Source organism: Paroceanicella profunda (assembly GCF_005887635.2).
GTDB classification, from domain to species: domain Bacteria; phylum Pseudomonadota; class Alphaproteobacteria; order Rhodobacterales; family Rhodobacteraceae; genus Paroceanicella; species Paroceanicella profunda.
Genome location: NZ_CP040818.1, coordinates 3,487,724 through 3,501,774 on the forward strand (window position 1 = coordinate 3,487,724; position 14,051 = coordinate 3,501,774).

General features: G+C 70.0%; 10 protein-coding genes. 6 read left to right on the forward strand and 4 right to left on the reverse strand.

Annotation, left to right across the window (positions count from 1 at the left end; translation table 11 throughout):
* Positions 1–7: 7 nt before the first annotated feature.
* The 3 genes from FDP22_RS15490 (at position 8) to rpoD (ending at position 4,852) form a co-directional block, all read left to right on the forward strand.
* Positions 8–352, forward strand: a complete 345-nt coding sequence (locus tag FDP22_RS15490) for a DUF6476 family protein (RefSeq protein ID WP_138575020.1) — start codon at positions 8–10, stop codon at positions 350–352.
* A 379-nt stretch (positions 353–731) separates the two neighbouring features.
* Entirely contained in the window at positions 732–2,741 is a 2,010-nt protein-coding gene (gene dnaG / locus FDP22_RS15495) for a DNA primase (protein ID WP_138575022.1), read from the forward strand.
* 89 nt (positions 2,742–2,830) lie between these two features.
* Positions 2,831–4,852, forward strand: coding sequence for an RNA polymerase sigma factor RpoD (rpoD, locus tag FDP22_RS15500; RefSeq protein ID WP_138575024.1), 2,022 nt, complete (start codon positions 2,831–2,833; stop codon positions 4,850–4,852).
* 410 nt (positions 4,853–5,262) lie between these two features.
* Here the strand turns inward: rpoD and FDP22_RS15505 are convergent, their stop codons facing one another.
* Complete coding sequence (locus tag FDP22_RS15505; RefSeq protein WP_138575026.1) at positions 5,263–6,492, reverse strand: MFS transporter; 1,230 nt, start codon at positions 6,490–6,492, stop codon at positions 5,263–5,265.
* A 117-nt stretch (positions 6,493–6,609) separates the two neighbouring features.
* On the opposite strand from FDP22_RS15505, the gene FDP22_RS15510 reads away from it, so the two are divergent.
* Positions 6,610–7,389 (forward strand): AraC family transcriptional regulator, encoded by a 780-nt coding sequence (locus FDP22_RS15510; protein WP_138575028.1) that lies wholly within the window; start codon positions 6,610–6,612, stop codon positions 7,387–7,389.
* A gap of 235 nt (positions 7,390–7,624) precedes the next feature.
* On the opposite strand, the gene FDP22_RS15515 is transcribed toward FDP22_RS15510, so the two are convergent.
* Both FDP22_RS15515 and FDP22_RS15520 read right to left on the reverse strand, forming a co-directional pair.
* On the reverse strand, positions 7,625–8,620 hold the full coding sequence (locus tag FDP22_RS15515) for a glycosyl transferase family protein (protein WP_138575030.1): 996 nt from the start codon (positions 8,618–8,620) through the stop codon (positions 7,625–7,627).
* The gene (locus tag FDP22_RS15520) at positions 8,617–9,972 is read right to left on the reverse strand and encodes a glutamate--tRNA ligase (protein WP_138575032.1); all 1,356 of its coding nucleotides are present in this window, start codon (positions 9,970–9,972) and stop codon (positions 8,617–8,619) included. The genes FDP22_RS15515 and FDP22_RS15520 overlap by 4 nt, the downstream gene beginning before the upstream one ends.
* A gap of 104 nt (positions 9,973–10,076) precedes the next feature.
* Here FDP22_RS15520 and FDP22_RS15525 point away from each other — a divergent pair, with 104 nt between their 5' ends.
* Positions 10,077–10,496: a metallopeptidase family protein gene (locus FDP22_RS15525; protein ID WP_138575034.1), complete on the forward strand. Its 420-nt coding sequence runs from the start codon at positions 10,077–10,079 to the stop codon at positions 10,494–10,496.
* A gap of 52 nt (positions 10,497–10,548) precedes the next feature.
* On the opposite strand, the gene FDP22_RS15530 is transcribed toward FDP22_RS15525, so the two are convergent.
* Complete coding sequence (locus FDP22_RS15530) at positions 10,549–12,048, reverse strand: MORN repeat-containing protein (RefSeq protein ID WP_430225890.1); 1,500 nt, start codon at positions 12,046–12,048, stop codon at positions 10,549–10,551.
* A 223-nt stretch (positions 12,049–12,271) separates the two neighbouring features.
* Between FDP22_RS15530 and FDP22_RS15535 the strand changes: the two genes are divergently transcribed.
* The gene (locus FDP22_RS15535; RefSeq protein WP_138575036.1) at positions 12,272–13,930 is read left to right on the forward strand and encodes an NAD+ synthase; all 1,659 of its coding nucleotides are present in this window, start codon (positions 12,272–12,274) and stop codon (positions 13,928–13,930) included.
* Positions 13,931–14,051: the final 121 nt, after the last annotated feature.

Consider the following 14,051-nt stretch of genomic DNA (forward strand, 5'->3'; position numbering starts at 1 on the left):
GAGCCCGGTGCGCGAGGTTGACGAGGACGAGGAGTTTCCGGAACACCCCCGCCTGCGCCTGTTGCGCTGGCTGGTGACGGGGCTGACGGCGCTGCTCGTGGTCGCCGTGATAACGATCATCGGCCTGCTTGTCATCAAGGTGCTGGAAATCCCCGCGACGCCGCGGCCCTTCGCGCTGCCGGCCTCCATCGCGGCACCCGAGGGCGAGGAACTGCGCTCCGCGACCCTGGGCAGCGACTGGGTGTTGCTGGTCACCGCCCGGCCGGACGGCACGGAATACATCCGCATCTACGACGCAGCCAGCGGCGAGGAACGCCAGAGCCTGCTCGTTACCCCCACGCCCCCGAGGTAACGCGCCCGTGCGGCCCCCTCCGCGCCTCGGGGGGTGATGCACCGGTGCGCCCCTGCCGCAGGGGCGAGGCCCTCGCCCCCGCTTGCCCCCGGATGCGCTCGCCATATGTCCTCCTCAAGCGCCCCCGTGGTGGCGCACTCCATGCGGGACCGACCCCATCCAGGGGGTGATGCGCCCGTGAGGGCCCTCTGCGCCGGGGCCAGCACCTGCCTGTCCCCCGGCGCGGCAACGGGGTGGACGGGGTGGACCCGGCCGGGCTTCCTCCTCACGCCGCCCGGGTCACGCTGCCTGGGCCCGGGCCGGCGGGGCGTGGCGGGGATGGCGGAGGCCCGGGCCGGCGCCGCTTGCAACCGCCTGCACGACGGCAGATATTGGCGCCATGTCGCTCCCACCCGGATTCCTCGATGAGCTGCGCACGCGCGTCTCCCTTGCCCAGGTGGTGGGGCGCAAGGTCACGTGGGACGTGCGCAAGACCAATGCCGGCAAGGGCGACCACTGGGCGCCCTGCCCGTTCCACCAGGAAAAGTCGGCCTCCTTCCACGTCGATGACCGAAAGGGCTTCTACTATTGCTTCGGCTGCCACGCGAAGGGCGACGCCATCTCCTTCGTGAAGGACACGGAGAACGTCTCCTTCATCGAGGCGGTGGAGATCCTGGCCCGCGAGGCCGGCATGGCGATGCCCGAGCGCGACCCCCGCGCGCAGGACCGCGCCGACAGCCGGATGAAACTGGTCGAGGTGATGGAGCAGGCGGTGCAGTTCTACCGGCTGCAGCTGCGCACCGCCCGGGCCCAGGGCGCGCGGGACTATCTGGCGCGCCGCGGCTTGCAGGAGGCCGCCCAGGCCCGGCATGAACTGGGCTTCGCGCCCGACGACCGCACCGCGCTCACCTCCGCGCTCACCGGCAAGGGCATCGCGGTCGACCTGCTCGCCGAGGCCGGGCTGGTCATCGTGCCGGAGGATGGCGGACGCCCCTTCGACCGGTTCCGCGGCCGCATCATGTTCCCGATCCGCGACGTGCGCGGCCGCGCCATCGCCTTCGGCGGCCGGGCGATGAGCGCCGAGGCCCGGGCGAAATACCTCAACTCCCCGGAGACCCCGCTCTTCGACAAGGGCCGCTCGCTGTTCAACCACCAGCGCGCGCGGGAGGCGGCGGGCAAGGCCGGCTCGCTGATCGTGGCGGAGGGCTACATGGACGTGATCGCGCTGAGCGAGGCGGGGTTCGAACATGCCGTCGCCCCGCTGGGCACCGCGATCACGCCCGACCAGCTGGCGCTGATGTGGCGCATGGCCGACGAGCCGATCATCGCGCTGGACGGAGACACCGCCGGCCTGCGCGCCGCGATGCGGGTGATCGACATCGCCCTGCCGCTGGTGACGGCGGGCAAGTCGCTGCGCTTCTGCGTGCTGCCCGAGGGGCTGGACCCGGACGACCTTCTGCGCGCGCAGGGGGCCCCGGCCATGCAGGCGCTGCTCGACGGGGCGCGCCCGATGGTCGACCTGCTGTGGCAGCGCGAGACCGAGGGCAAGGTGTTCGACAGCCCCGAGCGCCGCGCTGCCCTGGACAAGACCCTGCGCAGCGCCCTGCAGCGCATCGCCGACCCCTCGATCCGGGCGCATTACGAGGCCGAGCTGCGGGACCGCCGGGCGGTGTTCTTCCGCCGAGAGCGCCCGCCCCGCCCGGAACGCGAGCCCTTCGCCCCCGGAGCCTTCCGGCGCGAATGGAAGCCGGGCATGGGCCGCCCCGTGCGCCAGCCCATGCCCACGGCGGGCGCGAAATCCTCGCTGCTCGCCCGGTCGGACGCCGGGCCGGAGGCCGAGGCGCGGGTGCGCGAGGCCGCCATCCTGTGCGTCTGCCTCAACCACCCGGGCCTCGCGGCGGAGTATGACGACCCGCTGGACCGCACGCCCTTCCTCAACCCCGATCTCGCCGCCCTGCGCGCCGCGCTGCTGGCGGCGCTGTCGGAGTGTCTGGACAAACCGGAGCCGCGCACCCATCTGTTGGCCTGCGTGCGCACGGCCCTCGGTGAGGACCCGATGCCGCGGCTGATGGCGATCGGGCAGGTGCGGCTCAATCCCCATCTCGGCCCCGGCGCGGAGCCGCAGCATGCCCGCACCGCGCTGGCCGACACGCTTGCCTGGCAGGCTGCCACGGTGGGCATGGGGGCGGAACTGCGCGAGGCGCTCCAGGCCCTCGCCGGGCGGGGAGACACCGCCGCGGGCGAGGCCGCCGATCTCACATGGCGCATCGGCCAGGCGGCAGAGGCGCGCAACAAGGCGGCCCGAGGACATTCCCGGGCTGCCGAATCAGCAACAGTCGATGAAGAATCTCTCTCTGCACACTTGCAAAGCTTCATCGATGACCAGATTTGGGTAAAGAAAAAGCGCTAGACCCTGTCGTACGAATCGGCGATTCGGTAGAGCCGCCCCGGTGAGTCGCACGCTTACCGGCCCCGAGTGTTTCCAGAACGGAGTGCAGCATGGCCGCCAAGGACTTGGAGCAAGACAAGGAACAGGACCAGCAGGACGGCAATGCCTCGATGCTCGACATGAGCCAGGCGAACGTCAAGAAGATGATCTCGCAGGCCAAGGCCCGTGGATACATCACCTATGAGGAACTGAACCAGGCGCTCCCGTCCGACCAGTTTTCATCCGAGCAGATCGAAGACGTGATGTCCCTCCTCTCGGAGATGGGCATCAATGTGATCGAGAACGAGGAGAGCGACGCCGAGGGCGAGGGCGACCAGAAGGAATCGGAGAGCCGCGAGGTCGCGACGACTTCGAGCAACAGCGAGGGGCTGGACCGGACCGACGATCCGGTCCGCATGTACCTGCGCGAGATGGGGTCGGTCGAACTGCTCAGCCGCGAGGGCGAGATCGCCATCGCCAAGCGCATCGAGGCCGGCCGCAACACGATGATTTCCGGGCTGTGCGAAAGCCCGCTCACCTTCCAGGCCATCACGATCTGGCGCGACGAGCTCCTGGAAGAGAAGATCATGCTGCGCGACGTGATCGACCTGGAGACCACTTTCGGTGCCTCCGTCGAAGGCGACGTGGAGGAAGAGCTGGCGGTGGACGGCGAAGGCGCCGTGGAGGGTGAGACCCCCGCCGCCGCCGAGAAGGTGGCCCCTGCCCCGGTCGGCCCGAAGGCGGAGGGCGAGGCTGACGCCGAGCCGGATGCGGACGTAGACGGCGACGGTGACGGCGGCGACGAGGAGGACGAGCAGTCCAATCTCTCGCTCTCGGCGATGGAGGCGGCGCTGAAGCCGCAGGTGCTCGAGACCCTCGAGCGCATCGCGGAAAACTACTCCCGCCTGTCGGACATGCAGGACAGCCGCATCAACGCCGCCCTGAACCAGGCCCAGACCTTCTCCGCCTTCCAGGAGCGCGACTACCAGCGCCTGCGCTCGGAGATCGTGGAACTGGTGAACTCGCTGCACCTGCACAACAACCGCATCGAGGCGCTGGTCGACCAGCTTTACGGCATCAACCGCCGCATCATGACCCTCGACGGCCAGATGGTGAAGATCGCCGACCTGGCGAAGGTGAACCGTCGCGATTTCGTGGAGGAATACCGCGGATCGGAGCTCGACCCGGGCTGGATCGACCGTGTCTCCGCCCTCAAGGGCCGCGGCTGGGCGGATATCGGCGGGCGCTTCCGCGACCGTGTGGACGGCGTGCGCAACGAGATGGGCTCCATCGGCCAGCACGTGGGCGTGGACATCCCCGAGTTCCGACGCATCGTCCAGACCGTGCAGAAGGGGGAGAAGGAAAGCCGCATCGCCAAGAAGGAGATGGTGGAGGCCAACCTGCGGCTCGTGATCTCGATCGCGAAGAAATACACCAACCGCGGGCTGCAGTTCCTCGACCTCATCCAGGAAGGCAACATCGGCCTGATGAAGGCGGTGGACAAGTTCGAGTACCGCCGCGGCTACAAGTTCTCGACCTATGCCACCTGGTGGATCCGCCAGGCGATCACCCGCTCGATCGCCGACCAGGCCCGCACCATCCGCATCCCGGTGCACATGATCGAGACGATCAACAAGCTGGTGCGCACCGGGCGCCAGATGCTCCACGAGATCGGCCGCGAGCCGACCCCGGAAGAGCTGGCCGCCAAGCTGCAGATGCCGCTGGAGAAGGTCCGCAAGGTGATGAAGATCGCCAAGGAGCCCATCTCCCTCGAAACCCCGATCGGTGACGAGGAAGACAGCCAGCTCGGCGATTTCATCGAGGACAAGAACGCCGTGCTGCCGCTCGACAGCGCGATCCAGCAGAACCTGAAGGAGACGACCACCCGCGTGCTCGCCTCCCTCACGCCCCGCGAGGAGCGGGTTCTGCGCATGCGCTTCGGCATCGGCATGAACACCGACCACACGCTTGAGGAGGTCGGCCAGCAGTTCTCGGTGACGCGTGAGCGCATCCGCCAGATCGAGGCGAAGGCGCTGCGCAAGCTCAAGCATCCGAGCCGCTCGCGCAAGCTGCGCAGCTTCCTCGACAGCTGAGCCGCCGCACCGGCGCCGCCAGGACATCACGCGCCCGGGGCCACCCCGGGCGCGTTTTCCGTTCCGGGAGACAGGCTGTGCGGCACGGGGCTCGGGTGCTGACGCACGCTCCCCGGGGCGGTTGCTACGTCACCCGCACTGCCGGTCTCAGGCTGCGCGTCGCAGGCGCCGCTACGATCAGGCGCTGCGGGACTGTCGCTGTCGGAGTGAGACGCCGCGTCCCCGGCACTTCGGCCTCTTACTCCGCGGTGCGGACACCGCTGGCGTCAGCCACTGCGGCACGGGCGCTGCAGGAGTGAGGCGCCGCGTCCCTGACACTGCAGCCTCATGCTCCGCAGTGCGGACACCGCTGGCGTCAGCCACCGCGGCACGGGCGCGCTGGTGCCTGGCGCCGCCGGGCCCCCGGCGGGTCAGGTGCTGCGGCGGTCGCGCTGCGGGTCCGGGTCCGGCAGCAGCAGCGCGAGGGCCCCCATTGCCGGCAACACGGAACAGAGGTCGTAGACGAAGCCGATGCTCGTCGCATCCGCCAGCAGGCCCAGCACCGCCGCCCCCAGCCCGCCCAGCCCGAAGGCGAGGCCGAAGAACAGGCCCGAGACCATGCCCACCCGCCCCGGCACCAGCTCCTGCGCATAAACCACGATGGCGGAGAAAGCGGATGAGATGATCAGCCCGATCGGCACGCTCAGCGCCACCGTGGCCGCCAGCCCGACATGCGGCAGCACCAGCGCGAAGGGCAACGTGCCGAGGATGGAGCCCCAGATCACCGGTTTGCGGCCGATCCTGTCGCCCAGCGGCCCGCCGATCAGCGTGCCGGCGGCCACGGCAGCGAGGAACAGGAACAGCCACAGCTGCGCCGCTTCCTCCGGCACCGCGAACTCCTCCATGAGATAGAACACGTAGTAACTGGTGAAGCTGGCGAGGTAGAACCATTTCGACAGGATCAGCCAGAACAGCAGGCCGAGCGCGCCGAGCACCTGCCGCCGCGGCAGCACCATACCCGCCGCTGCCTGCCCGCGCCGTCCCGGCCGGGCGGCGCCGTTGCGCCGGGACCAGAGCCCCAGCCAGGTGAGCAGTGCCACGCCGCCCACCCCGGCCAGCGCGAACCAGCCGAGGCTGGCCTGCCCGTGCGGCAGCACGATGAAGGCCACCAGCAACGGACCGAGCGACGATCCCACGTTTCCGCCGACCTGGAAGATCGACTGGGCCAGCCCATGCGCGCCGCCCGAGGCCCGCCGCGCCAGCCGCGAAGCCTCGGGGTGAAAGATCGACGACCCCACCCCCAGCAGCGCCCCGCCCGCGAGCAACATCGCATAGCTCGTGGCCATGGAGAGCAGCAGCAGCCCCGCCGCCGAGGCTCCCATGCCCACGGGCAGCGAGAAGGGCTGCGGCCGGCGGTCGGTGGCCAGCCCCACCAGCGGCTGCAGCAGCGAGGCGGTGAGCTGGTAGCTGAGGGTGAGCAGGCCGATCTGGCCGAAGCTCAGGTCGAACCCGCTGCGGAACACCGGATAGGTGGCGATGAAGAGCGATTGCAGCATGTCGTTGAGCAGGTGGCAGACGCTCGCCGCCCCCAGCACCGGGTAAACCGGCCCTCCGATCCGCGCCCGCGCCCGCGCCGGCATATCCCGCAGTCCCTCATCCATGGCCCCTGGCCTCCCCGCTCCGCGCAGCGGCACATCCGCGCGCCTGCACCCGGCTTATGCCCCGGCTGGACGCCGGCCCGCCACCCGTCTAGGGTCAACATCCTACGAGAGCGGGCCATGCACGACGACACAGCCTCCCACCCCGACATCCCGGAAGTGCCGCGCCCGGTGATCGCGCTGGGGACGGATTATCCCGACGGTCATGTCATCGCGCCGCACAGCCACCGGCGCGGGCAGTTGCTCTACGGCTCGACCGGCGTTGTCACCGTCACCACGCAGGCCGGGGCCTGGATGATGCCGCCCTTGCGCGGCCTGTGGATCCCGCCGGGGGTGCGGCACAGCGTACAGATGATCGGCCCGGTGCAGATGCGCAGCCTCTACCTCGCGCCCGAGACCATCGCGGACATGCCGGCGGCCTGCCAGGTGGTCGGCATTCCGGCGCTGATGCGCAGCTTGCTGGCCGAGGCGGTGCTGCTGCCGCGCGCCTATGAGACGGAGGGGCGCGCCGGGGCGCTGATGACGCTGATCTGCCATGAGATCCGCCGGCTGGTGCCCTTGCCGCTGGCGCTGCCGCTGCCCGCGCATGCAGGGCTGGCCCGGCGCTGCCGCGCATTCCTGCGCCGGCCCGGCACCCATGAGGCCATCGATGACTGGAGTGGTGCGTTGGGGATGAGCCGGCGCAGTTTCACCCGGCTGTTCCGCCGCGAGACCGGGCTGAGCTTCGTGGCCTGGCGCCAGCAGGCCTGCGTGATGGCCGCCCTGCCCCGGCTCACCGCCGGAGAGCCGGTGACGAGCATCGCCCTCGACATGGGCTACGACAATCCCGCCGCCTTCACCACGATGTTCCGCAGGGTGCTGGGCGCCTCGCCGCGCGCCTGGCTCACCGAAGGCCGCTGACGGACCACGGGTGAGCCGGACGGCACGAAAGAGCCCCGGTTCCGCAGGGCGGCCCGGCGGCTCTCAGGCAGGCCGGGCAACCCGGAAAGCCGCAGTCCGGCCGGGTCGTCCGAAAACCCCCGGTCCGGCAGGGCGGCCCGGAGCGCTTCAGCCCAGCCGAACACCCCGGAAGGCCTCGGGCCGGCCCGGTTGCCCGAAAGGCTTCAGTCCAGCCGGGGGCCCCGGAGGGGCCTCCTCAGCCCAGCCGGGCCGCCCAGAGGTCGCGCGCCAAGGCCTCGGCGGCCGGCACGTCCGGCGCGCGGCCGGCGGTGAACAGCGCCAGTGCGGCGGTGCCCAGCACCACCGCCTCGGCGAAGGCATCCTCCGAGCGCCCCTCCCAGAGGTCCAGCACCCGGGAGAGGTCCGGCGCGTCCTCGTCCGCCGCGAGGCGCCGGGCGGGAATGTCGGCGAAGGGCGGCACGGTGAGATCCACGGTCTCGCCGCCGCGCAGGCCGTAGACCTCCACCGGCTTGCCGGGATGGCGCTCCACCTCGCCGCCGCCGCCCTTGATGACGATCATCGTCTCCTGCCCCAGAAGCTGCGCCGCATCGCGCTGCAACTCCCGGTAAGGCGGATGGAAAACGCCCTGAACCGAGGCCGGCGCGCCGGCCGGGTTCAGCCCGCGCAGGCAGGTGTTGACCGGCGAGCGCAGGCCGAACACGTCGCGCAGGTCCACGAGGTTGAGGAAGCGGCGCTCCAGGCTCTTCAGTGGCACATAGGCGATGCCCCGCGCCTCCAGCGCCGCGGCGGCCGCAACCGGATCATGCACCACGGGCAGGCCGAGCGCGTCGATCACATGGCCCGGGGAAACCGGATTGGCGAGGTGATGGCTGTTGTAGCCGTGCAGCAGCACGCGCAGCCCCGCGCGCGCCACCAACGCCGCCGAAAGCACGAACCAGGCCATGCCGCGGCTGCGCCCGGAAGCATAGGAGGGCCAGTCCAGGTCGACCGGCAGCGCGCTCCAGGCCGCGCAGCGCCCGCGCATCGCCTCGATGAACCCCGCCACTTCCTCGGCGTTCTCCGTGCGGTAGCGCATCAGCATCAGCATGGCCCCGACGGCCTCGGGCGCCACCGTGCCCTCCAGCACCCGGCGCATGGCCTCGCGGGCCTCCTCACGGGTGAGATGGCGCGAGCGGCCGGGCCCGCGCCCCAGGTGGCGGACGAAATGCGAGAACGGAAGTTCCCCGGTCATCGCTGCGCCTCCCCGTCCGCCACATCTGGCAGCTGCACGGGCGCCCGGCGCATCAGCGGCATCAGGCGGTCCATCTCCGGCCCGTGGTCCTGCCCGGTGAGCGCGCGGCGCAGCGGCATGAACAGCCCCCGCCCCTTGCGTCCCGTGGCGGCGCGCACCGCCGTGGTCCAGGTCTTCCAGCTCTCCGCGGTCCAGGGCGGCGGCGGCAGCAGCGCCAGCGCTTCGGCCACGAAGCCTTCATCCTCCGGCGCGATCTTCGGGGCGGCGCCGTCGCGGCACAGATGCCACCAGGCGGCGAGGTCATCGAAACGCTCCAGGTTGCCCTGCACCGCCGGCCACAAGGCGGGGCCCTGCGCCTCCGGAATGCCGAGCGCCGCCGCCCGGGCCGCCACGGCCTCCCAGGGCTGCGCGTGCAGCACCTTGGCGGAGAGGGGTCCGAGATCCGCCGCATCGAAACTGGTGGGGGCCGCACCGAAGCGCGTGAGGTCGAACCCCGCGACGATATCCTCCGGCCTGCTCCGCGGCTCCACCGGGTCGGCAGAGCCGAGCCGCGCGATGAGCGACAGCAGCGCCATGGGCTCCACGCCGGCCGCCGCGAGGTCCTTCAGCGCCAGCGATCCCTCGCGCTTGGAGAGCCCGGCGCCGCCCGGCCCGGTGAGCAGCGAGTGATGCGCGAAGCGCGGCACGGACGCGCCGAGCGCGGAGAAGATCTGCACCTGCGTCGCGGTGTTGGTGATGTGATCGGCGCCGCGCACGATGTCCGTAACCCCCATCTCCGCGTCATCGACGACGGAGGCCAGGGTATAGAGCATCATCCCGTCCGCCCGGATCAGCACCGGGTCGGAGAGCGACGCGGCATCGACGGACTGGGGCCCGAGGATGCCGTCCTCCCAGCCCACCCGGGCGCGCTCCAGCAGGAAGCGCCAGTGGCCGGGGCCGCGCTGCGCGCGCAGGCTGTCGCGCTCCGCCTCCGAGAGAGCGCGTGCGGCGCGGTCATAGATCGGGGGAAGGCCCATGCCGAGCAGCTTGCGGCGCCGCAGGTCCAGTTCGACCGGCGTCTCGAAGCACTCGTAGAGGCGGTCGGCAGCGCGCAGCCGGTCGGCCGCGTCGCGGTAGAGGTCCAGCCTGTCGGACTGGCGCTCCTCGCGGTCCCAGTCGAGGCCGAGCCACTCCAGGTCGCGGCGGATCTGGTCCGCATATTCCGGGCGCGACCGCTCCGCGTCGGTATCGTCCAGCCGCAGGATGAAACAGCCGCCGGCCTTGCGCGCCAGGGCCCATGAAAACAGGGCCGCGCGCAGATTTCCGACATGCAGGTAGCCGGTCGGCGAGGGCGCGAAGCGCGTGGTTGTCATGGAGCCTCCGGGCGCAGGGAAAAGGGTTTCCCCTCCTTACACCGTCGCGGCCCCGGCTTTAAGCCCCTCTGGAGCCCGGGCCGGCGCTGGCCTAAGCTGCGCGCATGACAGCTTCCGACTCTCCCGATGACGATCTGACCGCACCCGGCCTCGCGCAGATCGAGGCCCTCGTGCAGGCCGCCTTCGCCGCACTTCCCGCGCCGGTCCGCCAGGCCTGTGCCGATCTCGCGCTGAGGGTGGAGGATTTCCCGACCGATGAGATCGTCGAGGAGATGGAGCTTGAAAGCCCCTGGGATCTCACCGGTCTCTACCAGGGTGTGCCGCTGACCGAAAAATCCACCTGGGACATGCCGACCGGCCCCGACACGGTCTGGCTCTACCGCCGGCCGATCCTGGATGAATGGGTGGAGCGGGGCGATGTCGGGCTGGCCGCGCTGGTCTCCCATGTCCTCGTCCACGAGATCGCCCATCACCTCGGGTGGAGCGATGCCGACATCATGCGCGTGGACGACTGGACACGATAGCCGCCGCCCCGCCCCCGCATCCTCTCCGGCCCGCCACCCAGCGGCCCGGGCGTCAGTTCGACGGCTCCGCCGGTGCCTCGGCAGGGCCTACCTCGGGCAAATCGCCGGCCTCCGGCGCAGGGGCGGTTCCCGCTTCCGCCGCACCGCTGCCGCCGATCTGGCCGTCCACCCAGAAGCCGTCATATTCCTCGCCCGAGGCGTAGGTCATCTGCCCCCGGCCCTGGCGCTGCCCCTTGCGGAATGTCCCGGTGTAGACATCGCCATTGGGATAGGTCGCGGTGCCCTGCCCGTCGATCTCGCCGGCCTTCCACTCGCCTTCGTAGCGGAAGCCGTCGTCCATGGTGATCACGCCCTGGCCCTCGCGCTGACCGTTGACGAAACTCCCCTTGTAGACGGTGCCGTCGGCATAGGTGGTCACCCCCTCGCCATCGCGCAGTCCGTTCTTCCAGGCGCCCTCGTAGGTGTAGCCGTCGCCATAGGTCATCTTGCCCTGGCCGTCGTACTTGGCGTTGTGGAACGCGCCCTCGTAGACCATGCCGTTCTCGTAACGCGCCACGCCCTGGCCCTCGATCACCCCGTTCACCCAGTCCCCCTCGTAGGAGGAGCCGTCGGAATAGGTGATCTTGCCCTTTCCGTTGGGCTGGTCGTTGGCGAAGACGCCCTCGTGAACCGCGCCATCGGCGTAATGGATGGTGCCCTTGCCCTCCATCCGCCCCTCGACCCATTCGCCCTCGTAGCGATAGCCGTCGGCGGCGGTGAACACGCCCTTGCCGGAATTCTGGTCGTTTTGGAAACCGCCCTCGTAAACGTCGCCGTTCGCGAAGATGGTCTTGCCCTGGCCCTCGCGGCGGCCGTTCACGAACGCACCCTCGTAGCGGTCGCCGTTCGCCTGCACCAGCGTGCCGGTGCCGTTGATCTGGCCACCCTTCCACGCGCCGGTATAGCTGAGCCCGTCAGGCATGGTGATGGAGCCCTGCCCCTCGCGCACGCCATTGGCGATGTCGCCCTCGTAGACCGCGCCGTCGGCATAGGTGATCTTGCCGTGGCCGTCCTTGGTGCCCTTCACCCAGGTGCCCTCGTAACGGTAGCCGTTCGGCGAGGTCATGATTCCGAACCCGTCATGCACCGCGGCCTTGAACTCGCCCTCGTAGCGCACGCCGTTGGCATACTGGGCCACGCCTTTGCCCTCGATCACGCCGTCGACCCAGTCACCCTCGTACCAGCCGCCGTCGGCATAGGTGATCTTGCCCTTGCCGTCCGGCCCGCCATTCTTGAAATGCCCGGCATAAGCCGACCCGTTGGGATATTTCGCGACCCCCTCGCCCTCCATGCGGCCATCGATCCACTCACCGGTGTATTCGAAGCCGCCGGGGCGCTTGTAGGTGCCATGGCCGTTCTGCTTGCCGTCCTTGAATTCACCTTCATAGATGTCGCCGGTATCGTACTGCTTGGTCTGGACGGTGGACTCCGACTGAGCGATGACCTCCGTGCCCACAAGCACGAGAATCAGGCCGGAGGCCAGGATCAGGGTCGGTCTGCTCGGTTTCACGATATTCCTCCACCGGCGCCGGCACGGGGAAGTTCCGGGCGCGCCGGCACCCACTACACGTTCGCTCCCGGTCTCCCGGAGCCAGGGCCGGGTTGCCTGCCGCGAAGTCTAGGGCCCCGCCCCTGCGGTGACAACTCTGGTTTTGAACGAGGTTAAGCGACACCTCTGGTTTTGCCCGGGCCAAGGCGATATAGCGCAACGGTCCGAAAGTGAGGGGGAAATGCGAATGTCCGAGCGCTTCAGGCTGACCTTGGCCCAGCTCAATCCTGTGGTGGGCGATCTCGCCGGCAACATGGAACAGGCCATCGCGGCACATGATGAGGGCCGCAGCGCCGGGGCCGATCTGGTGATGCTGCCGGAAATGTTCCTCGCGGGCTACCAGATCCAGGACCTCGTGCTCAAACCCGCCTTCATCGCCGATGTGATGAACGCGCTCGCGGCCCTGGCACGGCGGACCGCCGAAGGCCCGGCGCTCGGCATCGGCGCGCCTGTGATGGAGGGGGCGGAGCTGCACAACGCCTACCACATCCTGCAGGGCGGCCGCATCGTCGCGCAGATCCTCAAGCACGACCTGCCCAACGACGAGGTCTTCGACGAAAAGCGCCTCTATTCCAGCGGCGAGATCAGCGGCCCCGTCCGCCTCGGCCCGATCCGCATCGGCGTGCCGATCTGCGAGGATGCCTGGCATCCGGAAGTGGCGGAAACCCTGGTCGAGACCGGCGCGGAGATCCTCCTCGTGCCGAACGGATCGCCCTATTTCCGCGGCAAGTGGGATGTGCGCCTGTCGCACATGGTCTCCCGCGTGGTCGAGACGGGGCTGCCGCTCGTCTATCTCAACATGGTGGGGGGGCAGGACGACCAGGTCTTCGACGGGGGCAGCTTCGTGCTCAACCCCGGCGGCAAGCTCGCCGCCCTGCTGCCGGTGTTCGACACCGCCATCGCGCATCTCGATTTCGCGCGCGGGCCCGACGGCTGGGCCTGCCTGCCTGCCGAGCGCGCGGCCCTGCCCGACGCATGGGAGCAGGACTATCGCGCCATCGTCGAGGGCACGCGGGATTACCTGCGCAAGTCGGGGTTCTCGAAAGTGGTGCTGGGATTGTCCGGGGGGGTGGATTCGGCGCTCGTCGCGGCCATCGCCGCCGATGCCATCGGCGCGGAAAACGTGCATTGCGTGATGCTGCCGTCGCGCCACACCTCCTCCGAGTCGCTGGAGGACGCGGAGGCCGTGGCCCGGGCGCTCGGCTGCCGTCTCGACACCCTGCCGATCGACCCGGCCCGCGCCGCGGTCGAGGCCACGCTCGCCCCGCTCTTCGAGGGCCGTGCGCCGGACATCACCGAGGAGAACATCCAGTCCCGCCTGCGCGGGCTGATGCTCATGGCGCTGTCCAACAAGTTCGGGGAAATGCTGCTGACCACGGGGAACAAGTCCGAGGTCGCGGTCGGCTATGCCACCATCTACGGCGACATGGCCGGCGGCTACAATCCGATCAAGGACCTCTACAAGACCCGGGTGTTCGAGACCTGCCGCTGGCGCAATGCCAATCACCGGCCCTGGATGCTCGGGCCCGAGGGCGAGGTGATCCCCGCGCGGGTCATCACCAAGCCCCCGTCGGCAGAGTTGCGCGACGACCAGAAGGACGAGGATTCGCTGCCGCCCTACGAGATGCTGGACGCGATTCTCGACGGACTCATCGAACGCGACCTCGCCATCGGTGACCTCGTCGCCGAGGGCTTCGAGCGCGAGACCGTCGAGAAGGTCGAACGCCTGCTCTACCTCTCCGAATACAAGCGCTACCAGGCCGCTCCCGGCCCCAAGGTCAGCCCGAAGGCCTTCTGGCTGGACCGGCGCTACCCCATCGTGATGCGCTGGCGCGACCGCGGCTGACCGCCCTCCCGGTGCCGGAGCCCCGCACACAGGCGCGGCACCGGCGTCGCTCCACGTTCCCGACGAGGCGCGCGGCCACCCCGCCCCCGCCCCGCAGGCGGGGTCATGCCACGCGAAGGCG

Coding starts and splice junctions, on each gene's coding strand:
- FDP22_RS15535 (WP_138575036.1), top strand. CDS start 12,272: ATGTCCGAGCGCTTCAGGCTGACCTTGGCCCAGCTCAATCCTGTGGTG.
- dnaG (WP_138575022.1), top strand. CDS start 732: ATGTCGCTCCCACCCGGATTCCTCGATGAGCTGCGCACGCGCGTCTCC.
- FDP22_RS15515 (WP_138575030.1), bottom strand. CDS start 8,620: ATGACCGGGGAACTTCCGTTCTCGCATTTCGTCCGCCACCTGGGGCGC.
- FDP22_RS15510 (WP_138575028.1), top strand. CDS start 6,610: ATGCACGACGACACAGCCTCCCACCCCGACATCCCGGAAGTGCCGCGC.
- FDP22_RS15520 (WP_138575032.1), bottom strand. CDS start 9,972: ATGACAACCACGCGCTTCGCGCCCTCGCCGACCGGCTACCTGCATGTC.
- rpoD (WP_138575024.1), top strand. CDS start 2,831: ATGGCCGCCAAGGACTTGGAGCAAGACAAGGAACAGGACCAGCAGGAC.
- FDP22_RS15505 (WP_138575026.1), bottom strand. CDS start 6,492: ATGGATGAGGGACTGCGGGATATGCCGGCGCGGGCGCGGGCGCGGATC.
- FDP22_RS15525 (WP_138575034.1), top strand. CDS start 10,077: ATGACAGCTTCCGACTCTCCCGATGACGATCTGACCGCACCCGGCCTC.